23 protein-coding genes, 1 tRNA gene and 3 pseudogenes are annotated in these 23,086 nt (G+C 61.9%); 12 read left to right on the forward strand and 15 right to left on the reverse strand.

The annotated features are described in order from the left end of the window. Positions 1 to 38 precede the first annotated feature (38 nt). Together IVB46_RS09535 and IVB46_RS09540 are read right to left on the reverse strand one after the other, a co-directional pair. Positions 39 to 473: an NUDIX hydrolase gene (locus tag IVB46_RS09535; protein ID WP_247314217.1), complete on the reverse strand. Its 435-nt coding sequence runs from the start codon at positions 471 to 473 to the stop codon at positions 39 to 41. Positions 474 to 503: 30 nt separating this feature from the next. Then, entirely contained in the window at positions 504 to 1,004 is a 501-nt protein-coding gene (locus IVB46_RS09540; RefSeq protein WP_028152167.1) for a hypothetical protein, read from the reverse strand. Positions 1,005 to 1,067: 63 nt separating this feature from the next. On the opposite strand from IVB46_RS09540, the gene IVB46_RS09545 reads away from it, so the two are divergent. Beyond that, complete coding sequence (locus tag IVB46_RS09545) at positions 1,068 to 1,832, forward strand: SOS response-associated peptidase (RefSeq protein ID WP_247342562.1); 765 nt, start codon at positions 1,068 to 1,070, stop codon at positions 1,830 to 1,832. Positions 1,833 to 1,940: 108 nt separating this feature from the next. Here IVB46_RS09545 and IVB46_RS09550 read toward each other — a convergent pair whose 3' ends face one another. From IVB46_RS09550 to IVB46_RS09575, 6 genes are all read right to left on the reverse strand, one after another. Beyond that, complete coding sequence (locus IVB46_RS09550; protein WP_247314213.1) at positions 1,941 to 3,134, reverse strand: CoA transferase; 1,194 nt, start codon at positions 3,132 to 3,134, stop codon at positions 1,941 to 1,943. Between the two features lie 36 nt (positions 3,135 to 3,170). Further along, the gene (locus tag IVB46_RS09555; RefSeq protein ID WP_247314211.1) at positions 3,171 to 4,100 is read right to left on the reverse strand and encodes a glycine/sarcosine/betaine reductase selenoprotein B family protein; all 930 of its coding nucleotides are present in this window, start codon (positions 4,098 to 4,100) and stop codon (positions 3,171 to 3,173) included. Between the two features lie 301 nt (positions 4,101 to 4,401). Beyond that, positions 4,402 to 4,983: an NUDIX domain-containing protein gene (locus IVB46_RS09560; RefSeq protein WP_247314209.1), complete on the reverse strand. Its 582-nt coding sequence runs from the start codon at positions 4,981 to 4,983 to the stop codon at positions 4,402 to 4,404. A 13-nt stretch (positions 4,984 to 4,996) separates the two neighbouring features. Continuing rightward, positions 4,997 to 5,437, reverse strand: a complete 441-nt coding sequence (locus tag IVB46_RS09565; protein WP_247314208.1) for a GNAT family acetyltransferase — start codon at positions 5,435 to 5,437, stop codon at positions 4,997 to 4,999. Beyond that, positions 5,434 to 6,861 carry an FAD-binding oxidoreductase gene (locus tag IVB46_RS09570; protein ID WP_247314206.1) on the reverse strand — a complete coding sequence of 476 codons (1,428 nt, stop codon included), beginning with the start codon at positions 6,859 to 6,861 and terminating at the stop codon, positions 5,434 to 5,436. The genes IVB46_RS09565 and IVB46_RS09570 overlap by 4 nt, the downstream gene beginning before the upstream one ends. Positions 6,862 to 6,940: 79 nt before the next feature. Then, the gene (locus tag IVB46_RS09575; protein ID WP_247314204.1) at positions 6,941 to 7,930 is read right to left on the reverse strand and encodes an L-threonylcarbamoyladenylate synthase; all 990 of its coding nucleotides are present in this window, start codon (positions 7,928 to 7,930) and stop codon (positions 6,941 to 6,943) included. 68 nt (positions 7,931 to 7,998) lie between these two features. On the opposite strand from IVB46_RS09575, the gene IVB46_RS09580 reads away from it, so the two are divergent. The 4 genes from IVB46_RS09580 to IVB46_RS09595 all read left to right on the forward strand — a co-directional run bounded on the left by IVB46_RS09580 (position 7,999) and on the right by IVB46_RS09595 (position 10,487). Next, a tRNA-Pro gene (locus IVB46_RS09580) sits at positions 7,999 to 8,075 on the forward strand. Positions 8,076 to 8,158: 83 nt separating this feature from the next. Further along, on the forward strand, positions 8,159 to 9,607 hold the full coding sequence (locus tag IVB46_RS09585) for a hypothetical protein (RefSeq protein ID WP_247342565.1): 1,449 nt from the start codon (positions 8,159 to 8,161) through the stop codon (positions 9,605 to 9,607). Next, positions 9,600 to 9,929 (forward strand): hypothetical protein, encoded by a 330-nt coding sequence (locus IVB46_RS09590; protein ID WP_212445028.1) that lies wholly within the window; start codon positions 9,600 to 9,602, stop codon positions 9,927 to 9,929. Before IVB46_RS09585 ends, IVB46_RS09590 begins: the two co-directional genes overlap by 8 nt. Beyond that, a complete protein-coding gene (locus IVB46_RS09595; protein WP_247342568.1) occupies positions 9,930 to 10,487 on the forward strand; it encodes a hypothetical protein in 558 nt (185 codons plus the stop codon). 3 nt (positions 10,488 to 10,490) lie between these two features. Here IVB46_RS09595 and IVB46_RS09600 read toward each other — a convergent pair whose 3' ends face one another. Continuing rightward, positions 10,491 to 11,741 (reverse strand): hypothetical protein, encoded by a 1,251-nt coding sequence (locus tag IVB46_RS09600; protein WP_247342571.1) that lies wholly within the window; start codon positions 11,739 to 11,741, stop codon positions 10,491 to 10,493. A gap of 1,077 nt (positions 11,742 to 12,818) precedes the next feature. On the opposite strand from IVB46_RS09600, the gene IVB46_RS09605 reads away from it, so the two are divergent. After that, on the forward strand, positions 12,819 to 13,424 hold the full coding sequence (locus IVB46_RS09605) for a hypothetical protein (RefSeq protein ID WP_247342601.1): 606 nt from the start codon (positions 12,819 to 12,821) through the stop codon (positions 13,422 to 13,424). On the opposite strand, the pseudogene IVB46_RS09610 reads toward IVB46_RS09605, so the two are convergent. Next, positions 13,369 to 13,548, reverse strand: a pseudogene (locus tag IVB46_RS09610) (DNA ligase); the annotation flags it as partial. The gene IVB46_RS09605 and the pseudogene IVB46_RS09610 sit on opposite strands and share 56 nt — an antisense overlap. A gap of 2 nt (positions 13,549 to 13,550) precedes the next feature. Further along, on the reverse strand, positions 13,551 to 13,778 hold the full coding sequence (locus IVB46_RS09615; protein ID WP_247342574.1) for a hypothetical protein: 228 nt from the start codon (positions 13,776 to 13,778) through the stop codon (positions 13,551 to 13,553). Between the two features lie 502 nt (positions 13,779 to 14,280). Between IVB46_RS09615 and IVB46_RS09620 the strand changes: the two genes are divergently transcribed. Both IVB46_RS09620 and IVB46_RS09625 read left to right on the forward strand, forming a co-directional pair. Next, complete coding sequence (locus tag IVB46_RS09620) at positions 14,281 to 14,505, forward strand: hypothetical protein (protein ID WP_247342578.1); 225 nt, start codon at positions 14,281 to 14,283, stop codon at positions 14,503 to 14,505. A gap of 224 nt (positions 14,506 to 14,729) precedes the next feature. Continuing rightward, positions 14,730 to 14,951 carry a hypothetical protein gene (locus IVB46_RS09625; RefSeq protein ID WP_247342581.1) on the forward strand — a complete coding sequence of 74 codons (222 nt, stop codon included), beginning with the start codon at positions 14,730 to 14,732 and terminating at the stop codon, positions 14,949 to 14,951. Positions 14,952 to 15,281: 330 nt separating this feature from the next. Here IVB46_RS09625 and IVB46_RS09630 read toward each other — a convergent pair. After that, a pseudogene (locus tag IVB46_RS09630) lies at positions 15,282 to 15,627 on the reverse strand (hypothetical protein). A 513-nt stretch (positions 15,628 to 16,140) separates the two neighbouring features. On the opposite strand from IVB46_RS09630, the gene IVB46_RS09635 reads away from it, so the two are divergent. After that, positions 16,141 to 16,473 carry a hypothetical protein gene (locus tag IVB46_RS09635; protein ID WP_346016123.1) on the forward strand — a complete coding sequence of 111 codons (333 nt, stop codon included), beginning with the start codon at positions 16,141 to 16,143 and terminating at the stop codon, positions 16,471 to 16,473. Positions 16,474 to 16,571: 98 nt separating this feature from the next. On the opposite strand, the gene IVB46_RS09640 is transcribed toward IVB46_RS09635, so the two are convergent. Beyond that, positions 16,572 to 17,162, reverse strand: coding sequence for a hypothetical protein (locus tag IVB46_RS09640; RefSeq protein WP_247342584.1), 591 nt, complete (start codon positions 17,160 to 17,162; stop codon positions 16,572 to 16,574). Positions 17,163 to 17,497: 335 nt separating this feature from the next. Between IVB46_RS09640 and IVB46_RS09645 the strand changes: the two genes are divergently transcribed. Then, positions 17,498 to 17,968, forward strand: coding sequence for a septal ring lytic transglycosylase RlpA family protein (locus IVB46_RS09645; RefSeq protein ID WP_247342597.1), 471 nt, complete (start codon positions 17,498 to 17,500; stop codon positions 17,966 to 17,968). A 451-nt stretch (positions 17,969 to 18,419) separates the two neighbouring features. Beyond that, a complete protein-coding gene (locus tag IVB46_RS09650; RefSeq protein WP_247342588.1) occupies positions 18,420 to 19,277 on the forward strand; it encodes a hypothetical protein in 858 nt (285 codons plus the stop codon). Between the two features lie 52 nt (positions 19,278 to 19,329). Here IVB46_RS09650 and IVB46_RS09655 read toward each other — a convergent pair whose 3' ends face one another. Next, positions 19,330 to 19,479, reverse strand: a complete 150-nt coding sequence (locus IVB46_RS09655; protein WP_247342591.1) for a DUF2934 domain-containing protein — start codon at positions 19,477 to 19,479, stop codon at positions 19,330 to 19,332. 58 nt (positions 19,480 to 19,537) lie between these two features. Between IVB46_RS09655 and IVB46_RS09660 the strand changes: the two are divergent. Then, positions 19,538 to 20,885, forward strand: a pseudogene (locus tag IVB46_RS09660) (IS701 family transposase). A gap of 589 nt (positions 20,886 to 21,474) precedes the next feature. Here the strand turns inward: IVB46_RS09660 and IVB46_RS09665 are convergent. Then, the gene (locus tag IVB46_RS09665) at positions 21,475 to 23,007 is read right to left on the reverse strand and encodes an FAD-binding oxidoreductase (protein ID WP_247342594.1); all 1,533 of its coding nucleotides are present in this window, start codon (positions 23,005 to 23,007) and stop codon (positions 21,475 to 21,477) included. Positions 23,008 to 23,086 lie beyond the last annotated feature (79 nt).

Below are 23,086 nucleotides of genomic sequence, written 5' to 3' on the forward strand. Positions count from 1 at the left end.
GTATGCCCCCTTGGGGCGGATGACGCAAGACGGGGCAGTCAGGGCCCGATCAGCCGGGCGGCCGACAGGATGACCTCCTCCAGCCCCCCGGTCAGCTTGAGGTCGCCGAGGCTCGCCAGGGCGTCGGGCGCGATCCAGCGGTAATCGTCGAGCTCCTCGTTGAGAGCCGGCTCCTTGGCCACCCAGCGGGCGGCAAAGGACATGATCAGGTAGTGGCCGGCGCCGGGGGCGGTCGGCAGCACCTCGCGCCAGCCGGCGAGGCCAATGATCTCGATGGCGAGCCCGGTCTCCTCGTCGACCTCGCGCGCCAGCGCCTGGTGCAGCGATTCGCCGAACTCGACCCGGCCGCCCGGCAGCGAATAGAACCCCTTGGCGGGCGAGCGGGCGCGGCGGGTCAGAAGCACCTTGCCGTCGCGGAAGATGGCGGCGCTGACCGCGATCTGGGGGTGGGTGGGCTGGATGACCGCAGACATATCTTCAACAACCCTTCAACAGCCCTTGGCTCAATTCGCCATGATGGTGTCGACGTCGGCTTCCGCGCCGCCATTGATGATGCCGCCGCAGGCCGCGATCAGCGGCTTGACCCAGAGCGTGGCCTGCTCGGCGAGGCGGACGCGCGTCGTGTCCTTCTCGACCTCGCGCATGGCCGAGCCGACCGCGGTCAGGATCGAGGTCATGGTATCAGTGATGTGGTCGAACTGGGCGCGCACGTTCGGATCGGCCTTCTCATAGGCTTCGATGGCCAGATCCCGTGCCTTGAAATTTGACGCGGTGAAATGCTCGGCATAGGACAGCGGCGACCAGGTCAAAAAATCTTCGGCGCATTCCGGCATGTCCGGGACCATTTCCAGGAGCATCACGGCTTCATTGAAATGGTTGAGATAGTCGGTGGCAAGCCCGGTTCGCGGGTTGATGTTGGCCACGCGCAGCCGCTCGGCCCAGGCGGCGGCCTCGGGGCCCGTCTGTACATGCGTCCGCGCGGGTTGGGAGGCCTTTGAGCTCATCTGCCGCAGTGTTAGCGTTCGGGGTTAAAACGACCTGAACGGACCCTATATAGATAGCCAAGGATGTGTGGACGCTTCGTCATAACTTCGGCCCCCGCGGCTTTGCGGCAACTGTTCGGCTATGTCGAGCAGCCGAATTTCCCGCCACGGTACAACGTCGCGCCGACACAACCGATTCCGGTCGTGCTGCTCGAGAACGGCGCGCGCCATTTCCGCTTGATGCGCTGGGGATTGTTGCCGAGCTGGGTCAAGGATCCCAAGGGATTTACGCTCCTGATCAACGCGCGCTCCGAGACGGTGCTGGAAAAGCCTGCCTTCAAGAACGCGATTCGGAGGCGCCGCGGCCTGATCCCGGCCGACGGCTATTATGAATGGAAGGCGGAGGCCGGCCCCAAGCAGCCCTTCTTCATCCACCGCGCCGATGGCGAGCCGCTCGGCTTTGCTGCGGTATTCGAGACCTGGGTCGGGCCGAACGGTGAGGAGCTCGACACCGTCGCGATCGTCACGGCGGCGGCGGGCGAGGATCTCGCCGCCCTGCATGACCGCGTGCCCGTCACCATCAGCCCGCGCGATTTCGAGCGCTGGCTCGACAGCCGCAGCGACGATGTCGACGCCGTGTTGCCGCTGATGTCCGCCCCGCGCATCGGCGAATTCGCCTGGCACCCGGTCTCCACCCGCGTCAACCGCGTCGCCAATGACGACGATCAGCTCGTGTTGCCGATCAGTGCGGAGGAGATGGAGGCGGAAGCTGAGGCGGCGAAACCGAAGAAGGCGGCCCGGAAGGTTGCTGCTAGCTCGTCAGATGACGGGCAGGGGTCGTTGTTTTAGGCGGCAGTGCCGTAGGGTGGGCAAAGCGAAGCGTGCCCACCATCGTGTTTCAAGCAAGTGGATAGATGGTGGGCACGGAGCGTTGCGCCTTTGCCCACTCTACGCAATCTACACGACCGCTTTGGCTCTGAGCGCCGCGATCTCCGCTGCATCAAATCCCAGCTCGCCCAGCACAGCATCCGTATCCGCACCCAGTTCCGGCGCCATCCGGTCCAGCCGGCCGCCGCCATGGGCGAGCTTGAAGCCGCTGCCGGCAAAGCGCAGGCGGCCGTAGGGCGTGTCGAGCTCCTGGATCGCGCCGCGCGCCTTGATTTGCGGATGATCGATGACCTCCTCGACCTTCCAGATGCTGGCGCAGGGCGCGCCGGCATCTTCCAGGATTGTCTCCCACTCGCGCGCAGGCCTGGCCGCCAGCGCCTCCTCGATGATGGCGCGCAATGCGCTCTCGTTCTCGTTGCGCGCGAACCAGTCGGCGAAGCGCGGGTCTGACAGCGTGTCCTCGCGGCCGAGCGCGGACATCAGCGCGCGGTACTGCTTCTCGTTGTTGACGGCGAGCAGGATGTGGCCGTCGCCGCATCTGAACAGATTTGCCGTGGTCCTGCGGCTGACGGCCTGGTTGCCCGACAGCTGCTGGCGATGGCCGGCGACCGACCAGTCCGCGATCTGCCCCGAGAGAAACGCCATCGTCGCCTCAAGCATCGAGACGTCAATGAGCTGTCCCTTGCCGGTGCGGTCGCGCTGGTACAGCGCGCTCGACACGCCGAACGCCGCGGTCGCGCCCGACAGCACGTCGCACACCGCAAAGCCCGCGCGCGTCGGCCCCGTCTCGGGATGCCCCGTGATCGCCATGATGCCCGACAGCGCCTGCATCTTGCCGTCATAGCCGGGCCGCAGGCGGTCCGGGCCGGTCTGGCCGAAGCCGGACACGGCGCAATAGATCAGTTTTGGATTGATCGCCGACAGCGCCTCGTAGCCGATCCCGAGCTTGTCCATCACGCCCGGGCGAAAATTCTCCATGACGACGTCGACTTGCGCCACGAGCTTCTTCACGATCGCGATGGCGTCGGGCTTTTGCAGATCGAGCGTCAGGCTGCGCTTGTTGCCGTTGATGGCCTGGAACGCCGGCGCCAGCCCGCGCTCGGCCCATTCGCGGCTGAGCGGCGTGCGGCGCATGTCCTCGCCATCACGCCGTTCGACCTTGATCACGTCGGCCCCCAGCAGCGCGAGCTGGTAGCTCGCATAGGGGCCGGCCAGCACTTGCGTGAAGTCCAGGATCTTTACGCCCTCGAACGGTCGCGTCACGTCGCTCTCCCCATTGTTTGTTGTTGTCGGAGGACGTCAGGCGGCGCGGTTGCCGCGCGCGATCTCCTTCTGCTTGTCGAATTCGGCGCGGCGGCGCGCCAGCTCCTCAGGCGAGAGCTGTGCGACGTTGTTGTAGTCGAGCTTCCAGGAGGCGTCCTCGCTCCAGCGCAGCGGCGACTGCATCGTGGTCTGCGGGCCGCTCGCGGTCTCCAGCAGTTTCAGCGCGAGCTCCAGCGTCTGCGCCTGCGAGGCGACGTCGTGCGGCTTGCCGGCCGAATTGCCGAGCGGGAAGTCCGAGAACAAGAAGCGCGGCACGGCGGCATGCTCGATGATGTCCTTGGCACAGCCCATCACCACGGTCGGAATGCCGTTGGCCTCGAGATGCCGCGCCACCAGTGCGGTGGTCTGGTGGCAGACCGGGCAGTTCGGCACCAGCACGGCGACATCCACCTTGTCGGCGAGGCAGCGCGCCAGGATCTCCGGCGCGTCGGTGTCGAGCGTGACGCGATGGCTCCGGTTGGTCGGCGCACCGAAGAAACGCTGGCTCACCTCGCCGATGCGGCCTGCGGCAGATGCTTTCAAAAGCTGCGGCAGCGGAAACCAGGTGCCGTTGTCGGTCGCCGTGGTGTGCTTGCGGTCGTAGCCGATGTGCGAGATGCGCAGATCGTGCTGCTTCGAGGTGTCACCGTCATAGACCTGGTAGAATTTGGCGCCGCCATTATACGCCGCGCCCGGCCCCTGGTCGCCCTTGGTGGGATCGTAAGGCGCGGCCGTCGTGATGATCGTCACGCGCGATTTTGCCAACGGTTTCTTCAGCGGCTGGAACGGCGCCTCCGTGTAATGCGCCCAGCGATACGGCGTGGTGTAGCCGATCGCGGTGTAATATTCGCGCGTGCGCTGCATATAGGGGACGGGGGAGTCATAGTCGGGCGCAAAGCCGAATTCGTCGTCGCGCGAAGCGGACATGGGGCGCGTCTCCTGGTTCTTGGTTGGGACCAGACTAGAGATAGTTTTGGTGTTGCTCAACCGGGGCGGGGCGGCGCAGGGCAGAATTGCAGTAGACGATGAAGCCGCGTGCCAGGTGCTTCTTACCCTCCCCTGGAGGGGGAGGGTCGATCGCGCGAAGCGCGAGCGGGGTGGGGTGATCTCTCCACTCGGGCACTGTTGGACGCGGAGGGACCGTCACCCCACCCCGTCTCACATTTCGCTGCGCTCAATGCGAGCCGACCCTCCCCCTCCAGGGGAGGGTAAGCGACGCCAGCGTCACCTACCGAAAAATATGCAGCGCTGCGTATTGCAGCAGCATGATCGCCTTGGCGTCGATGATGCGGCCATCCACGATCATCGCCAGGGCCTCGTCGATGCCGAGCTCGAGCACCTCGATGTCCTCGCCTTCATGCTCGAGGCCGCCGCCGTCGCTGACCCGCATCTCCGGCTCGTATTCGGCGACGAAGAAATGCAGCTTCTCGGTGATGGCGCCGGGGCTCATGAAGGCCTCGAACACCTTGTGGACGTGGTGCAGGCGATAGCCGGTCTCTTCCTCGGCCTCGGCGCGGATGCGCACCTCGGGGGAGGCATCGTCCAGCACGCCGGCGGCGGCTTCGATCAGGAGATCGTCGTAGCCGCGGATAAAGGCCGGCAAACGGAACTGGCGCACCAGGATCACCGTACGCCGTGCGCGATTATACGGCAGCACGGCGGCGGCGTTGTCGCGCTCATAGGTTTCCCGGTGCTGGGTCTGCCACTCGCCATTGGCGCGCCGGTACTCGAACGTCGTGGTCTTCAGCGTGGTCCAGCCGTCCGAGAGCACGCGGACGTCCTTGATGCGGACGCGGTCGGAAATGGTCATTGCTGTTTTCCAGCTACGTTGTGGAAGCGCGGCCGTCGAGCCACTTCTGGAACATCACCGAGGTCGATTCCTCGAAACCCAGCGACTGGTAGAACGCATTGGCTTGCGCGTTCTCGCGGCGGACCAGCAGCTGCAGCTTCAAAATGCCGGCCTGGCGCAGCCAGTCCTCGGCCGCGGCCATGATGACGCGGCCATAGCCGCGCTTGCGGATGTCGGGATCGACCGCGACGTAATAGACCCAGCCGCGATGGCCATCATGGCCGACCATGGCGGTGGCGACGATCGCGCCGCCGTCGCGGCCGATCAGCACGGTCGAATTGTCGCGCCGCCGCGCTAGCGCGATGTCGGCATGCGGATCGTTCCAGGGCCGCGTCAGGCCGCAGCGCTGCCACAGCGCGACGATGGGCTCGACATCGGCGTCGGTGATGGCATCGATCGTAAGGGAGACGCTCACAGTACCTTCCCCGGATTCATGATGCCCTGCGGATCCAGCATCGCCTTGATCGCGCGCATCAGCTCGATCGCGGTCTTGTCCTTCACCTCGGGCAGTTCGTCCCGCTTGAGCACGCCGATGCCGTGCTCGGCCGAGATCGAGCCGCCCATGCGCAGCACGATCTCGAAGACAACAGCGTTCATCTCGTGCCAGCGCGCCAGGTAATCCGCGGTGTTGGCGCCGATGGGCTCGCTGACGTTGTAGTGCAGATTGCCGTCGCCGAGATGGCCGAACGGCACCGGCCGAGCGCCCGGGATCAGCTTGACCACGGCGGCATTGGCTTCGTCGATGAAGGCGGGCACGGCGGCGACCGGCACGGAGATGTCATGCTTGATCGAGCCGCCCTCCGGCTTCTGCGCCGACGACATTTCCTCGCGCAGCTTCCAGAAGCCGTTGCGCTGGGTGAGGTTGGCCGCGATCACGGCGTCGTCGACGATCTCGTCTTCCATAGCGCGCGTCAGGATCGTCTCCAGCGGCGTGCGAGCATCGTCGCCGGGCGAGGACAATTCCATCAGCACGTACCAGGGATGTTTTGCTTCGAGCGGATCGCGCACGTCGATGCCGTGGCGGACCGAGAAGTCGACCGCCATCTCCGACAGCAGCTCGAAACTCGTCAGCGCATTCGCGGCTTCGCCTTGCGCGATGGTCAGCAGCTTCAGCGCCGCCGCCGGCGATTTCAGCCCGACGAACGCGGTCTCGATCGCCCGCGGCTTCGGAAACAGCTTGAGCGTAGCCGCGGTAATGATGCCAAGCGTGCCTTCCGCGCCGATGAAGAGGTTGTGCAGATTGTAGCCGGTGTTGTCCTTCTTCAGCTTCGACAACACGTTGAGCACGCGACCGTCGGCGAGCACCACCTCGAGCCCCAGCGCCATCTCGCGCGCGACGCCATAGGCGAGCGCGGCGGTGCCGCCGGCATTGGTCGAGAGATTGCCGCCGATGGTGCAGCTTCCTTCGGCGCCGAGCGAGAGCGGAAACAGCCGGTCCACGTCGGCCGCCTTCTGCTGCGCGACCTGGAGCACGACGCCGGCCTCGCAGGTCATGGTGTTGGAGGCGGTGTCGACCTCGCGGATCTTGTCGAGCCGGCGCAGCGACACCACCACCTCGCCGTTGTGGGGCGTCTGGCCGCCGACGAGCCCGGTGTTGCCGCCCTGCGGCACCAGCGCGATTCTGTGCGCCGAGGCGAGCTTGCAGATGTCAGAGACTTCCGCCGTCGTGCCCGGGCGCAGCACCAGCGGCGAGCGGCCGTGAAACAGGTTGCGCTCCTCGGTGACGTAAGCCTCGATGTCAGCCGCGTCGGTGATGGCATGGCGGTCGCCGACGATCTTGCGGAATTGTTCGATCAGCTCGGGCGCAAGCGGCGGGGTGGCGGATTTATTGACGTTCATGCTCTTGTCTCTTCTTCGCTCTTAATCTCTTGCGCATGATCTTATCGGAAAACCGCTGCACACTTTTCCGGATCATGCGCTATCGGGCGACCGCGGCCCGGCGCAGCCGGTCGTTGATGGCCTCGCCAAGTCCTTCTTCCGGCACCGCCATCACCGCGATCGCTCGCGGGCTCTTCGCATCGAGAGCGCGAAGATAGCCGAACAGATTGGTGGCGGCTTCATCGAGATCAGCCGCGGGCGACAAATTCATGACGGCGGTGGCGGCCTCAAGGCCCGGCAGGCGATCGGGGCCGAACGCCAGCAGCGCTTCGCCCGCGGCCACATCGCGCGCATTGAGCCGCACGCTGGCGCGCGGCGCGTAATGCGAGGCCAGCATGCCCGGCGCCAGCGGCTGGCTGTCGTCGCTCTCGGCCTCTGCCGGTGGCCGCGCCAGCGGCGCGCCGAGCACGGCCTCGATCCGTTCGCGCGACAGCCCGCCGGGGCGGAGCAGCATCGGGGCGTCGAAACAGCCGACGATGGTCGATTCGACGCCGACCGTAACCGGCCCGCCGTCCACGATCAGGTCGATCCGCCCGGCAAGGTCGCTCTCGACATGGGCTGCCAGCGTCGGCGAGACATGGCCGGAGATGTTGGCGGACGGCGCCACCACGGCCCCGCCGAAGGCGCGCAGGATCGCCTCCGCCACCGGATGGGCGGGAATGCGGATCGCGACCGTGTCGAGCCCGGCGGTGGCCAACTCGGCCACCGGACAGTCGTCCGTCTTCGGCACCACCAGCGTCAGGGGGCCCGGCCAGAACGCCTCCGCAAGCCTCAACGCACGCGCGTCGAACCGCCCGATCCGGCGCGCGGCCGAGAGGTCGGCGACATGGGCGATCAGCGGATTGAAGGCCGGCCGCCCCTTGGCGGCGTAAAGATGGGCGATCGCGGTGGCATTGGCGGCGTCCGCCCCGAGCCCGTAGACCGTCTCGGTCGGAAACGCGACCAGCCCGCCGGCGGCCAAAATCCGGGCGGCAGCTTCCGCGCCGGCCTCGCCGGCCGGTAAAATCAGCGTTTCAAGACCCGTTTTCACAGGGACAAAATTCCTCATGCCGGCCGCTTGCGGTGCGTCAAACCCGACGCTATAAGCCGCCTTCTTGTCGGAGTGTGGCTCAGCCCGGTAGAGCACTGCGTTCGGGACGCAGGGGTCGCAGGTTCGAATCCTGCCACTCCGACCATTATTTCAAGCACTTATAATCATTGATCTTTTCACGCGCAATGAAATGCGCAATGAAATGATCGGGAGCCTCGCCAAGGACGCATGTTTGCTGTCTTCCGCCGTCTTTTTGGCCACCTCACCCAGCAGGCCGGGGATCCCACCGGCGCAACACCGGCCACGAGTGATCTACGGCGGAATATTCTGCGGGCCTATCGACGCCGCTTGATGACTGGTGCAATTACCGGCAAATTCCAGCGAGAGGCCAAGATTGCCCGGCGCCGTTACGCGCGAAACAAGACGCAGAAGTTGGCGAAGTGCTTACGGCAGGGAGGAAAGGCGGTCCGTCTGTCCAAATCGACCTTGCTCGGCCGCTTCAATCCCTCGCCAATCCTCGATCGGCTTCTTCCAAACCGTGAGAAGCAGTGGATCCCGATCATGAGGCGAGATCGGGATACGATCGCCGAAGTCGAGCTCAAGAACTTCTCGATCATCGAGCATCCAGAGGGCACGGTTCAGGCGATCAAAAAGCTCGCCGAAGTGTCGTGCGTTGCCCTGGATGCGCAGCTGCACTTTGCCGATGCTTACTGCACCGATATCGCGGCATACCTGGTGCTCGCCGAAGTCTGGCCTGCGCTGTCGCATGTCTATCGCGGCGGTCGCATCAGCGTGCCGACACAGAAGGTCATCGACGCTGTTCGGCTGCGATCTGCTCTTTCTATGCGGTTTCCACGGGAGGGCGAAAATAGCGACGTCTGGGCGTTCCCGCTGCACCGTCGTCGGCCCTCGAAAATATCGAAATCGGTGGAGCGCAATCTGGCTCCGCAGACGCGCGAAAAGGTTGCGGACGGCTTTTGTGAAGCGGTGGATCAATGGCTCGGCATCACCGCCGATCTCGAACTGACGGAAGAGGGCAGGGCCAAGTTCGCGAACCTGATCGGCGAATTGTTGGACAATGCAGAACGTCACAGCGAGTTGTCGAAAGACGGGAGCTGGTCGATCGCGGCCTTCATGGCTCGGAGGCAGGAAGACGGTCAGGAAGTGTATCGTTGCTACATGGGCTTCCTGAGCGAGGGGACGTCTATCGCTGAGAGCCTTCAAACAGCCGCACCCACGGTACGCTCTGAGGTCGACGAGTACAGCAAACTCCACGAAAGGGCTGGGCAATCGAAGGACACGCTGGCGACCCTGATGGCACTTCAGGACACCATTACGCGTGATGCGGCCGCAACGGCCGGATCACGCGGAGGCATCGGTTTTCAGGATGTTCTCGAATTTGTGACAATGTTCGGAGCCACTGAGGCGGAAAGCCGCGGTCCCAGATTTACAATAATTTCAGGGAGATCGTGCATTCAGCTTCGGCCTCCCTATATGAACGGCATGAAGGCTGGTCCGGGCGAGCCCCGACTGCTATGGTGCAACCCGAGCAACAGCCCAGCCGTGCCGCCCGACAAGGATTTTGTGTTCGACATCGAGGATCATTTCGCGGGCACGATTGTTGGTCTGTCATTCGTCCTAGATTCCGAGAACCTGAGAAAGTCGATCAATGCGTGAGATCAGTCTCAAGGACCTGACGAACGACGGTGAGGTGAGGAATCTGTCTGGTCACGAGCGTGGCCAGGCGGCTCGCGCCAGCTATCATCTTGACGATGCTGATCGCGACGGTGACACCGTGCGCGTTGTCGTGCCCGACGACGTCTATTCCATCACCTCTTCGTTTTTTCAGGGAATGTTCTCCGAGAGCGTACGCAAGGCTGGCAGCAGGGACACTTTCTTGGCCCGTTTTCAGTTTGATGCTCCGCCGGTCGTGCTTCGCCAGATTGAGCGCGGCATTGAAGCGTCCTTGATGAGGCGAGGCTCAATTCTGGCCGCTTAGTTGTCCGTCATCGATCTGATCTCTCAGTATGGCGCGTCCGCAATCGATCTCGCCGTGCAACACGGCAAGGATGTGACCGCCTTTGGCGGCGTCGCGCTGAATCTAGTCCTGAACGTTTTTAATCTGCGCCGGACCAACAAGCTCCGCAGCGACACGCTACGGCTTGAGGAGTTCAAGCGTCTGAGGGTTCCGGTAGACACGGCATACGCCGCGATCAAGGAGCATCGCGCTACGTTGAAGAGCCTTGAGGCTTCCGGCGGAGCCGCAACGAAAGTTCGCAAGTCGATCTCGGACTGCAACAAGGAACTTTCGAACACCTACAATTCTCTCTGCGATGCTCTGGCTGATCTCGACCGCAGCACGCTCGTGAGCGGCAAGGCTTGGGTGTTGGGCGTGCCGGAAGCGTGGGATCAGATTGTCGAGGCCTTCGATCGGGCCTATATGAAAGAAAAGGACTTGGCAGCTCTGAAGGAGGTCATCAGGAAGATTATCATCAAGATCGATGATCTCTTGACGCTGGTGCTCGGCAAGCTCGACGCGGAAATTAACAAGAAGTAGACGTTACCGTCGTCCCCCAAACGCCTCGGCCGCTTCTTCCTGGAAGTCTGGGTGGTGGTGACCGTACCCGTTCTCCAACTGCTCCAACGTCATGCCGAGCCATCCGGCGGCCTGCCAGCGATCGGTGCCCTGCTGCATTAGCCAGGTCGCCGCGGTATGGCGCAGCGAGTGGCGGACGACGTCCTCGCCGAGTCCGGCGTCCTCCAGGATGCCTTCCCAGGCTGACCTGATCTTGCCCGCGAGCGGCTGGCCGTCGTGCATGCGGTTGACGACGAAGCGGATCTCCTCGCCCGTTTTCATGATGCCGGCGGCGCGCAAAGCTTCCGATCGCTTCGCGTCGATCGCGTGCCAGCGCTTGAGGTGCGGGCGCAGTCGGTTGGCGATCTTTGCCGGCGGCCGACGTTTCTTAGTGCTGCGCTCCTCGGCTCCGCGACCTTGGTAGATCATCGCGTCGAGGTTCATCCACGGATGGGTCGTGGTCCGTAGCCATTGCGTCCGGCGGATCGTCTCTTCGCGCCGCGCCGAATAAAGGCCTACCAGGATGAAGCGCGCGGCCGGCCGGCGGCGATTGATGATCCAACGCTCGCGTCGAACCAGGTGTTGGCCCTCGCGCTTCCAGGTCTCCCGCTCGCTGTCCCAGATATAGCCAAGCGCGGCGGCGAGAAGCCGCGCGGCTTCGTTGCGTGTGAGCCAGCGCTGGCGGCCCTCAGTCTTCTCCGGCAGAACGATCTTCGGCACGAAGTTGAGCACGTGCTCGGCGTGGTACGCGTTGATCGCTGCGCGCAGATCCTCGAGCCGGCGACGTGCAGTCTGATCGCTGACGGTTGTCTCCCTTGGCGGAATGCCGGCGCGCTTGTTGTTCTCGTTCGCCGTTCCGGTCGACCAATCGACGAAGTCGCGGCAGAGCTGCGCTTTGATGTCGCCGACGTGCTTCTGTCCGAAAAACGCGTTGAGATCGAGGAGGCGGATCAACAGCAGCTCATGCTGTGCCTGTGCGCGGGCGTCGGAGCCTTTAGGTCGCTTCGAGGCTTCGTAGAATGTGAGGACGTCGGCTATCGCGAGGATACGAGGGTCGGTCGCGCCGACTGTGGTTGCGTGCTTTCCGCCGATGTACGCTTCGAGTGCTTTCGAAGCGCCCTCAAGGTCGTCTCTGCCGCAACCTGTGCGGATTTGCTTCCCTCGGTCGAGGATAATCCAGGACTGGTCGTCTTCGCGACACCAGAGTCTGGGGGGCTTGGCTTTGCGGCCCGGCATGATGGCTTCACTAATTTGCGGATTGCACGCGGTGTCGTCAAATCTTTGCCTGCCACTTTGGCGATTTCAAGAGTCCCCGCGGTCGCTGCCCTGCGCAACGACGATAATGTCAATGGACCGTGCGGAAAAAATACTACAGCAGCCTCGACAAGGGTCATCACTTCGTCCTCGGCCCATTGGGCCGGATCGGGCCGTGCTTTTGCGCGGGCGAGCTTGTCGGTCTTACGTTTCGGCATGTCTTGGACGCCGTACCCATGAACTCTCGAGGCCTCTGGCTCGGCCGCTGGGTCCAAGGTGTATGCGAAATCTGCCCCTCGCGAAGGATTGCACCTACCTGGTGCGGCAATCGGCGGTTCCGGAGCGCGAATCGGACTGTTTCCCGAACTCTTAATCAGCGGGTCCCAGGTTCGAGCCCTGGTGCGCCCACCACATAAATCAAGCCCTTAGCGAGAGAAACCGCTTGAGAAGACCGAGCTAAAACGGTTTTTCAAACGGTGTATTTTTTCGATCCTCGCGGACGTCTACTCCCGACAACGTGATCAGCAGGACAAAGCGGTTCGACAAGCGGCTTCCTGTCTATCGGGACCGCCACTGAGGCACCACGCGCCCAGCGAGTGTACCGCCAGTTTGAATCCCTCTTCCTCCGCCAGCTTGCCAAAGTCATCTTGTATTTCGAGGTGCAAACAGGTCGAATAAGCAGACAGGTCGCAAGCGAAACGCAATCCTTCTTATCTTGAACCACAAAATCGGTGGAGCACCAACGCCGTGCCATCCTCGCCGAGGCCATGAAGCCACCGCGCAAACGCGTCGGATTGTGGCAGATCCCTTCCTTAGCTTTCTGTCGGTTGCTCGCCCTCCCTCAACCTAACACATCGATCGCGTCGGGAGCCCGTGCGGGGCTTCAAGAGGACCGTGGCTTTCGTCCTTGATTCAAAAACGTTCGGCAAGCGTGCGCAACTTTGCCCGCATCAATCAGCCCCAGGCCCCCTGCGGTAAGCTTTTGGGAAAACCTGGCCGCTTACAAGTCAGAACGGTCGCCCGGCGGCCGCACTCCCGCTCGCAGCGTGAAGCGCTGCTTTGGCGAAGGTCGGCACGTTCCCGCTAGCGGATGCGGGCTATTGGGCTTATCAAGGATACATGGACGTCAAGACACAACCCCACCTTGCGGCACTGAAGACCGCGCTCCAGACCCTCAAAGACAGCGGCGCCGACAGCTTCGAGGGGCTGCTCGCGGCGGTTCTGTCCGAAGTGTGCGGTCAGCTATTTCGGGTTGCGTCCAGCGGATCCCAACGAGGCCGCGACGGCGATTCGGCATTCGACGAAGGGGCGACCTACTTCGAGGCGAAGCTCTACGAAGATTCGGTTCCGCAGGCCGCGGTGTCCGGCAAGATCGTCGACCTCGCGAATGACGACAAAGGGCAGGTCGATACCTGGATCCTTTGCGCCACCAGCCCGGTCAGCTCTCAGCATGCGGACAAATATCGAGGTTCGCTCGCGGCAATCGGCATCGGCTGTCTGATCCTCGATTGGCCCCCGGGCACGCTACCGCCGCTTGCGGTGCTGCTTGCCATGGCCGCGCCGCGGGTCGAGCGATTCGTGCAGGATCATTCGCAAGATCCTTCTGCCGTACCCTGGCTGCTTCGTTGGCGAGATGCACCTGGACGCGATAACCGTCGAACTTGATCTCGTGAATCCAACGTTCGCCGGACGGCACGCGGTCGATCGAGGCCGCCAGGGCCGGCTCGATGTAGCCGGGGAAGGGCGCCTTGACGCCCAGCGCTTCCGGCTTTTTTCGGTGGAAGGCCATCGCTACACTAGGCGAAGACTGAATTGCTGCAGATCTTGTGGTGAGTAGCGATCCACAAACTCGCGCAGATACGACGGCACGTCGCTCAGTTGAAGATTGCAACGACGCTGGATCTCGCGGGCAATGTCCTGGGAAACATCTTCCGACCAGCGTTCGGCTGTATTGATGGCGACTACCCGGATCGGTTGGCGATATTCTCCGGCAAGCAGATCCTGGATGACGGTTTCCACCGCCCTCTCCAAGTCTGCTTCGCACCAGGCGCTGCCATTGCGGCCGGAGTTGTCTGCGACCAGGTAGACAGTCTCGTCGCCGTTCGGGGCGATCGACAAAAGCCATCGGAATTGACGCATAAGCAATTCACGCAACGGAACCGGGATTCAATTTGACGAAGGCCGATTCTTTCCTCAAGCTAGGAAAAGGCGCAGTAAGACGGGGCTTTCGCCGGTCTGGTGGCCTCTACATGGCGGTCAATAAGCCCACTGGCGACAATGCGCGCAAGGGTGCGGTCGAGAAGCGTTCGCAGACAAAGACGACGTTGGGGGCAACGGAGGAGTCCCACAAAGTTAATCCGGGACACCATACATTTGTTAGGGCCTGCGATGAATCCCGGAGCGGAGAATATCCGCCGGCGCCCAGCCTTGAGCCGGTGCGTCGTGGCGGTCCCGGCGTCTCCTTCCTCTCCAGCCCGGAGGCGCTTGGGGCCGCTCACATCCGTGCGGTAGAGGCAACTCAGTGCCGCCAGCCGTCCTTGTCGAAGGCCTGCCAACTGAGGCGGCCTTACTCGTCGATCTCGCGGAGCTTGTCTTCCAGTTCCCGAACGAGCGTCTGGATACGCTCATGGGTCTCTGGGTCGTGGGCAAAACGTCTGGCTATTTGCCGATAGCGCAGTATCCGCATTTCCAGCTCAACGCGTTCGTTCTTGGACTGCACGGCACCAATTCCATCACCTTTCTTTAAGTATGCCGGAACAGCCGTTTAGTTTCGATTTAGGCCACCGCCCGTTTGCCGAAAGCTAAGCCGTCGCGCTTGGACGAGGCGCTCCGGATATTGAGGAGTACTTCCGCGAAATCATCAGAAGTTGCGCCGAAAGATGAATTAAGGCCGCCTCGCTGCGCCGCCGCCCGTTAGTCATCGACCTTCGCCCATGTATGTTTACAACCATGAAGGAAAGGGCGATCCTCATGGCAGACCGCTTTGTCGTTCGGTACGAGCATCCCAAGAACGGCAGATTCACAGTGCTGGACACTTCAACAGATCAGCCTGCAGTCACGCCGGACGAGACGCCTTTAACTGGCCTCTCTCATTCAACGGCAGAGGTTGTGGCCGAGAAGCTGAACAAGGGCGAAGCTCCGCCCGCCCTCAATCGTAAAACAGGCAGCAGGCTGCGCCTGCACATGGCTTGAAGAATCAAAATTGAGCGCCGCCTGGTCACCCTGCTTGGGCCCCAGCATCGGGCCGGGGGGCATGATGATGCTGGGGCCTCCGACAGGCTAAGCCTCGTGGGACAGAGGCAGTCACCGCACACACAAGCCATCCGCCTACAGGGCGGTTCCAGTGTTGCCAAAACTTCCTCAGATTCGTAGCCTTAGGCCAGTCTCCGTGCAAAACTGGAGCATATTTCGCGTTTCGGGAAGGCGGATGCGCCGTGTATTGCCCTATGCGTGCATGTCGCTACCGCAACTGGCTCGCGCTTTACCTTCAGGTGTTGGCGCACCCGTAGAAGTCAGGCCCTCTCAGGCAACGCGAAGCGGCAATGACAGCTGGAGATCGAAGGCCTTCGTCGAATTCGCGGCGATGAAGGCTTGCAGCGCGGCCGAAGCCTCGACATCCGTATTGAGGGCACGCCGAGCCACGACGTCGGCAACCTCGGAAGTTGCGTCTCTGGACCAGCCCTTGTTGGCGTTGAATGCGACGATCCGGACCGGATAGGCATAGTCGCCGGAAAGAACGAGGTGGACCACGGTCTCAAGGTCGGTGTCACCGCCAAGCGCAACCGGCGCGCGCGCCGAAGTCTTCAAGCACCAGATAGATGTCGCGGTCGAGGCGGTCGGCCGGCACGATCGAGGGCGACGAACACATACGCTACTCCGATACGATGAGGTCGGAGAGACGGCCCCGGCTCAGGGGGAGACAAGGGGTTAGGCCGGGGCCGCTCCGCCAGCTCTGGCAGCAAGCCAGCGACCACTCAAATATTCGCCTGCCGTTGTGGTTCCTTTTCAAAACTCAAGCCGGCGCTGTCCGTATTCTTAACGGGGGCCTAACATGGTAGAAGGCAAGCCAGCGGGGAGAGGCGCTCCCACGACTCGCGCGGCAACAGGAAGGCTGAGCCAGTGATCAACATTGCTGAGTGCCGAGAACATGCTGAGCACTACAAGAGACTTTCTGGCGCGAGCGGCATTTCCAAGGATCGCGCCGCAGCCTTGAAAAACATCGCCCGAACTTTTGTGGGGTTGGCCGGCCAACTGGATAGACTGGCTTCCCTTTCAAGGAACGAACAGAGGTAGGGCGCCGGCCTACTTCGGGCGCTTAGTGTGATTGGGGGATGCCTGTTTTAGGAACAGAACAATTTGAGATTGGCGTCGTTCTGGACTGATGAGACGGTACTATTTTGACATCATAGAGGGTGACGAGATTTTCCCGGATGAGGAAGGTCTGGAACTGTCAACAATAGAGAAGGTGCAAGAAGAGGCGGCGCGCTCGCTTGCCGATATGGCCCGAGATGCCGTCCGCTCCTTAAGGGGCGGTAGCCAACAGCTGTCGATTGAAGTCCGGGACGACGGCGGTCCGATGCTGCACCTCAAATTCACGTTCGCGGTCGAACGGCGCAGGCATTGGGGCCGCCTCAAACTGGCGGCCTGTTCAAATTCCGCGGTGGCAAAAGTTCGTTCCAGTGCAGGAACTGCTCCTGCCTTTCCTGGTTTTTGAGTCGTCGTAGAAAATCGCCGACGGCGCCGTGACGCTCTCGAAACTGGCCGCAGCGGCGATCACGTCCCTGACGTCGACCATCAGGCCGGGCGGGGCGATCAACCTCGAGGACTTTGGGCCGTCTGTACGGCGTTGTCGGCCAGCTTGGCGGTGCTGATCGAGCCGTCGTCGATGATCGCGCTCGTGGTGAAATCGGCGAGCATCTCCCAATTGTCCGGCTCAAAACTGACGCCGGAGGTGTGGGTGACGGTCGCGATGTAGAATTTGTTGGCGTTGAAGACGGTGCTGGTGTCGGCGGTGTAAATCGTGCCGGGCTGCCATGTGTGGGGCGCGCTGAACCCGAGCAGGATGCTCGCGCCGAGCTGCTCGCGGCCAACCGAGCCGCGCGCCAGGGCGCCGTCGTCGTCCTGGATCTTGCCGAGGTTCTGTTGGGTGTCGTCGATCGCGACCTTGACGGCGTTGAACTCGGCGTCGAGGTCGGTGCCGGGAATTTGTCTAGTTGGATCTTGTGCGCTGAAATACGCGAATGAGCTCTGACGTCGTAACGTGTTGAGGACATCTGCCGCCGAGGGGGTGAGAGAAAATGCGCGGTATTGCGCGGTGGGTGCCGTCGGCGAAGCGGCGTAGACGTCCGTGGGATGACTGTAGAGGAATGAGGTTGGCAAAAAGTTACGGCGCAGGATCGCCACTCAGAGGCTCTTTCGGGTTTAATACCCAAATAGACCGTTCGGCGTACACCCGCCCGACCAAATGGCACGCCCTACCCTTCCTTCTGCAGGACTAACGATGCAAAGGTGTGGTGTGATGCACTGCAGCGAGACCGCTCCTTTTGCTGCATTGCGTCTCGCGAATCCCGCGCACCACTCGGTAACATCGGTATGCATTCACCTTTTGCCCACACATGAAAGACGTGTTCAGGAACGCGCCTCAAAAGATCGCATTGTCCTTCTGCTTTACAATTGTAGTGAGGCCGACCATGCGTCTTCTTTGTAGATTAGTCGCCGTTGCAACAGTCCCAGCGTGGATGTGGTTACATGTAGACTCTGCTGCAGCACAGGATTTCAATGATAGGTGGTCCATCATTCCAAAAGCACACGCCGAGCCCGTCCCTCAGGCACCGGAGCAGACCAACCAGAGTCCGCAAGCGCAGTCTCCTGTTGAGCAAGAACCGCCGCGAACTTCGGAAGACCGCTCAGCTACTCGATCTTTCAACCGAGTGTTTTCTGGGAAGGCTTCCTTCTACTCGTATTCGAAACGGAAGACAGCGAGCGGCACAACGTTCGATCGGGATTCGCTAACTGCAGCTCATCGCAATCTGCCGTTCGGCACGCATGTTCGCGTTACTGACCTCAAGAGCAGCAAATCGGTGGTCGTTCGTATCACCGACCGCGGACCCTGGGTTCGCGGTCGCGTCATCGACCTCTCGCTTGCAGCCGCTCGCAGCTTAGGAATTACCGATCGTGGCGTCGCCCAGGTTCGCGTAGTGGTGCTTTAGCTGGGCGACGCTACCGATCAAGAGCATATCGTCAAACTGCCTGTTCTCATGAGACCTGCGAAGCTCCGCGCAGAGCTCCTCGAAGCGAGCATCGCCAGCCTAAACGTATCAACGGGTCGGCGCTCACTCCATTGACAGAGCGGCTCGATCGCAATTTTCCTGGTGATAGCTCACCGCTGGCGGTTTGATGGGAGCTCGCGCAGCCGTAACGTCCAAGCATATTGATCTGGGGGAGATTTCAGTGCGCTTTTTGCTTTGCCTGCCTTTCGCGGCTGCTGTTTCCGTGACACCGGCGTTTGCCGCTCCGCCGGCGAGTTGCGCCTCAAAGTTCATCGGCGAATGGCGGCACTCCGGAGGAAATAAGGGGACACTTACCGCTGACGGAAGGGCCATCTGTAGTGAGCACGCGGCGTGTCAGTCTGAGGGCACCTGGACCTGCTCCGGAAACAATTTGACCTATACGACCAGCCTGGGCTCGTGGGTGTACACGCTACAGCCCGACGGCTCGATTACGGCCAATGGTGGCATTGCGAGAGCCGTTCGCATTGGGAGAGCGCCCGCGGCGCCAACTAAGCCTGCTTCGACCGGCTCCAACGAAACAGCAGTCGTCGGCAACCAAAACCTAAAGTCGGCTAAGCCGACGAGAGATTGTAGTGGCGTCAGCGGAAAGGTGGACGGCGTCGAGCTGAAGCCGATGAAGTGTGACGACGCTCCACCAAAGGCCGCCGCATTGCTCCCCGCGCCGACTGCTCAGCCAGCCAAACCAACGCAGATTACCTCCGGCACGGTGGCCGGATCGAAGCGCGCCCTAGATGCCATTGCGGATATTTCGCCGGACTTCAAAAAGGCGCTCGAGAACGCATCGCTCAGCTTAGAGAATGCGAAGATTGACCCTTCGCGCGTGAAAGAATCAGTAGTCAAAGAGGCCGAGAAGCGCCCAGCCAAAGTGGAAGCAAAATCGTCTCCCGATAACTCGCCTTCTCAACAGGCAGCCGACGCCCCTCGAGATCAGCCGCGAGAGATCACCGACCTTGACCCGGAAGATTACGCGAAGAAGTGCAGAGATGAATCCTTCGAAAGCGGCCTCAAGAGCCTAAAACAGGATATCGCTGCTGCAACCAAAAGCGTAACGCTGGAACGTGATCCGAAAAACACGAAGACGGCTCGCAGGTTCAAGTTCTACTTGGAAAAATACAAGCTGGTGAAGAAGGTGCTCAAGAGGTGCGCCGTAGAGGTCCTCAACAGGCAAGTGATCGACCCCATCGAACGAAGCGGAATTTTAGCCGACATTGCCGACGACCCGCAGTGAACACTCGACCTGCTCATTGGGGAGCGGGCGGGTTAAACCGGCAGATTGTCGGTCATGCCTGGCGGGACCTCGCCCCGGTCCTCCGCTCAGCCAGAAGCTCGTTTTCGGCACGGCGCCAGAATTCAACAGCCTGCCCGTCGGGCTCGCCAGCCGCTTTCCACAGCTGATGCGCACGAGTCCGGATCTCATCTTCTGTTAGCACTACTTTGGCAGATTGTTGGATTTGAGCTTTTTATTAGGATTCCCGAATCGATTTTTCAGTGATTCATGGGTGGTCGGCTCTTGGAGGGCTGACCATGGCGGAATGGGAAGACGAACTCGAACGCTGGCTGAAGCCGTTCCTGGATCGGTTGGGTCATAAGACCCGACAGCGGATGTGTCCGCTGTACGTTGCGGGACTAATCGGTCCCGGCGATCGCAAGAGCGTTCAACCGATGGCGGAGCGCGTTGCATCGGGCAACTACGATCAACTGCACCATTTCATCGCCGATGGTGTCTGGGACGCGACACCGCTGGAATCGGAACTGCTCGATCAGGCCGACCGGCTTGTCGGCGGCAAGGATGCCGTGCTCGTTATTGACGACACGGCAATGCCGAAGAAGGGCGACCGCTCAGTTGGTGTTGCGGCTCAGTATGCGTCGACTCTTGGCAAAACGGCAAACTGCCAAACGCTCGTGTCGCTGACACTCGCGCGCGACGAAGTGCCGGTGATGGTCGCACTGCGTCTCTTTCTGCCTGAGAGTTGGACAAGCGACACCTCTCGTTTGAAGCGCGCCCGCGTACCGGCCGAATACCGAACGCCACGATCCAAGCCGGAGATTGCTCTGGCCGAGATTGACCGCGCGATGGCAGCCAACGTGCGCTTTGGGTGTGTGTTGGCGGATGCAGGATACGGGCTCAGCGCGCCGTTTCGGCAAGGACTAACGGCACGCGGGCTGGCCTGGGCCGTTGGCATTCCTCGTCACCTCAAGGTGTATCCGGTCAACGTGCAACTCATTTGGCCGGTGACCAAAGTTCGGGGGCGAGCACGGAAACACCACGTGCCAGATATATTATCCGTCGCGGCAGAACACATGCTGACTGACGCTAAGTGGAAGACCGTGAGTTGGCGCACCGGGACGAAAGGTCGGCTGAAAGCCCGATTTGCTGCTATCCGCGTGCGCATCGCCGACGGGCCGCCGCAGCGAATATGGGATAAGGGTCAGCAGCATCTCCCAGGCGACGAAGCCTGGCTCATTGGCGAGCAGCGCGCCTCCGGGGAGAAGAAGTACTATCTCGCCAATCTACCTGCCACGACGGATCTACGCACGCTAGCTGCCACTATCAAGGCCCGATGGATTTGTGAGCAGGCCATCAGCAGTTGAAAGAGGAGCTTGGCCTCAATCACTTCGAGGGGCGTTCATGGCAAGGTCTTCATCGTCACGCCCTGATGACTATGATTGCCTACGCCTTCCTGCAACACCGCCGCCTCGCACACGCGGGGCGGAAAAAAAGAATCAACGGGCCTCCGCCTCAACCAACCATGCCCGCCGTACGCCACGCCATCGTCGATCTCATCCTACGACCGCCGTCTCAGCAGTGCCCGTACTGCCGAAAACAACTCCTTGAAAAATCGTGGCGCAAACAGATTCTGCCAAAGTAGTGCTAGACCGGGCCAGTGATTACGATTCTTTGGCTGTGACGGGGTAGGGCGCGGCTCATTTTGGCGCGCGCTTTGTCGGTTGTGAACATCCATCTGATGCGGGCTTCGGCGGTGCGCGAATGCCTTGTAGAGGGCACCGGCCGAGTGGGGCGACAGGCTGTTCTGGACGACCCGGATGCAGGCGGCATCGGATAGTGGACATCGGCGAGATCGCGCATCGATCAGAAACGACACCTGTGCTCTGAAGTGAACTACGAGTCTTGCGGGACAAGAACGCCAACACTTTCAAGTTGATCTATCAAACGCATTTGGAGTTTCATTTAAGTCAGTTAGGGGGGCGCGTCTTCGAACGCTGTCGAATTCTGTGTCCTGTGAAGCCGTCAGCGGCGACCGGCTTTGGCGGGAGCAGACATCCACGCCAAATCCCACGGCAGCAACGGGCCAAGAGCGGGGCCAGGAGCGGCCGGTCCATTCGACTGGATGAAGTCCACTCCCTCAAGAGAGGACCATCGCTTCCTGCGCCTGTCCGAACGGCCTCCGAAGTGACCCCCTCGACTACGTTCGGAGACGCGTGAACCCGTCGGCGCTCCATTCATCGCTGCCAACGCCATGATGGGTAAAGAACAGCCCGTCGGGATCGTAGCGCTTCTTTATGGCGGCCAAACGATCGTACTTCGGCCCCCAATAACTGGTCTTCCAATTGGGGTCGAAGAAGTCAGCTTCTGAAATATAGGCACCCGCGCCGGACGCGACCGTCAAGAGAGCGTTGAATGCGCGCCCGACCGTCTGCGCATTGGCGCGTGCCACGCCCAGATCCGGCTCATGACCCGCGACACCCGGAAATGCCGGCGGCCCGTGACCACCGATGATGGCGAGCGCGAAGGCGTCGAGCACGTCCGGGTTCATTGCCGTGTCGCGCGCCGCCTCGATTTCCTCTGCTGGGGCGCCAGCCAGTCCCTTGTTGAAGTGGAATGAAACCGGCCTGTGTCGCGATGCGGCGAAGACCGCGTCGGCCAGCTTTTGCCGCTCGGTTTCCTGAAGCAGCGATGCCGGAAGCCAAGCCGACTTGTAGCCGTGAATGAAGAAACCGACCTGCCCGCTGTCCCCGACATAGAAGATGTTTCCGAGAGGCGCGCCGGGCCGGTCGTCCTGTAGGGCGAGACCAGGGACTTCGCGCAGATACTCTGCGTTCCAGAAACGCCGCGCCGGCACGGCAAACAGAGACAGGGGGCTCTCGATTGAGAAATCCTTGCTTGAGGTTGTCAGCAACGAGGTGAAGGGCGCCCACACACTCTCGGCCTCGGCCTTCTCAAGGCCCTGGAACACCATCGCGACACGGACAGTGTTGTCGTTGCCGAAGGCGATCTGCTCACCCCAATGCGGATTGAACAGCTTGTCCGCATAGAACGAGAGCGTTCTGGCAATGAGGTCGCGAAATGCAGCGTCGGAGGCGGCCTTTATCGTGCCGAACGTTGCGCCGAAGGTGGTCGGAAGCTCGCGCGTGCGCAAAGTTAGCTTGGTGATGATGCCGAAGGCGCCGCCGCCACCGCCCTTGACGGCCCAGAACAGATCGGTGTGGTTGCAGGGATTCACCACGAGGACGCCGCCATCCGCCGTGACGATTTCCGCCTGCAGGAGACCGGCTGCGCCCAATCCAAACCTCTTGGAGAAGCTGCCAAATCCGCCACCATGGATGAATCCTGCGACGCCCACAGTGGTGCAGCCGCCGCCCTGTACATAGCGTCCGCCCCGCGTCGTGACCGCGTCGTAGATGGCGAGCCAGCGCGCCCCGGCCTCTACGGTGACCGCCGGTTGCGGAGTATACGTAGCATCGCAGCCAACCGGAACGAAGGCGTCGTGTAGCGTGATTCCGCTCATCTCGCGCGTCCAGATCAAAAGGGAGTCGGGCGCATTTGAGGTGCCCTGATAGCTGTGACCGCCGCCTTTGATGACGAGGCGCAGATTGTTCTCACGCGCGAAGTTCACCGCTGCAACCACGTCCGCCGTCGACTGCGCTTTGACGACGTGGGCGCTTGGTGTGGACGTCCATGCATCTACCCAACCCGAAGCGGTCAGCGCTCGGGGCACGAAAGCTCCGTTATCGTCGAGCTCTCGCAATCAAGCGATTCGGAGGAGCTGTCATGAGGCAATACGTCGGCCTGGATGT

This window comes from Bradyrhizobium sp. 61 (assembly GCF_023073075.1).
Lineage (GTDB): Bacteria > Pseudomonadota > Alphaproteobacteria > Rhizobiales > Xanthobacteraceae > Bradyrhizobium > Bradyrhizobium barranii.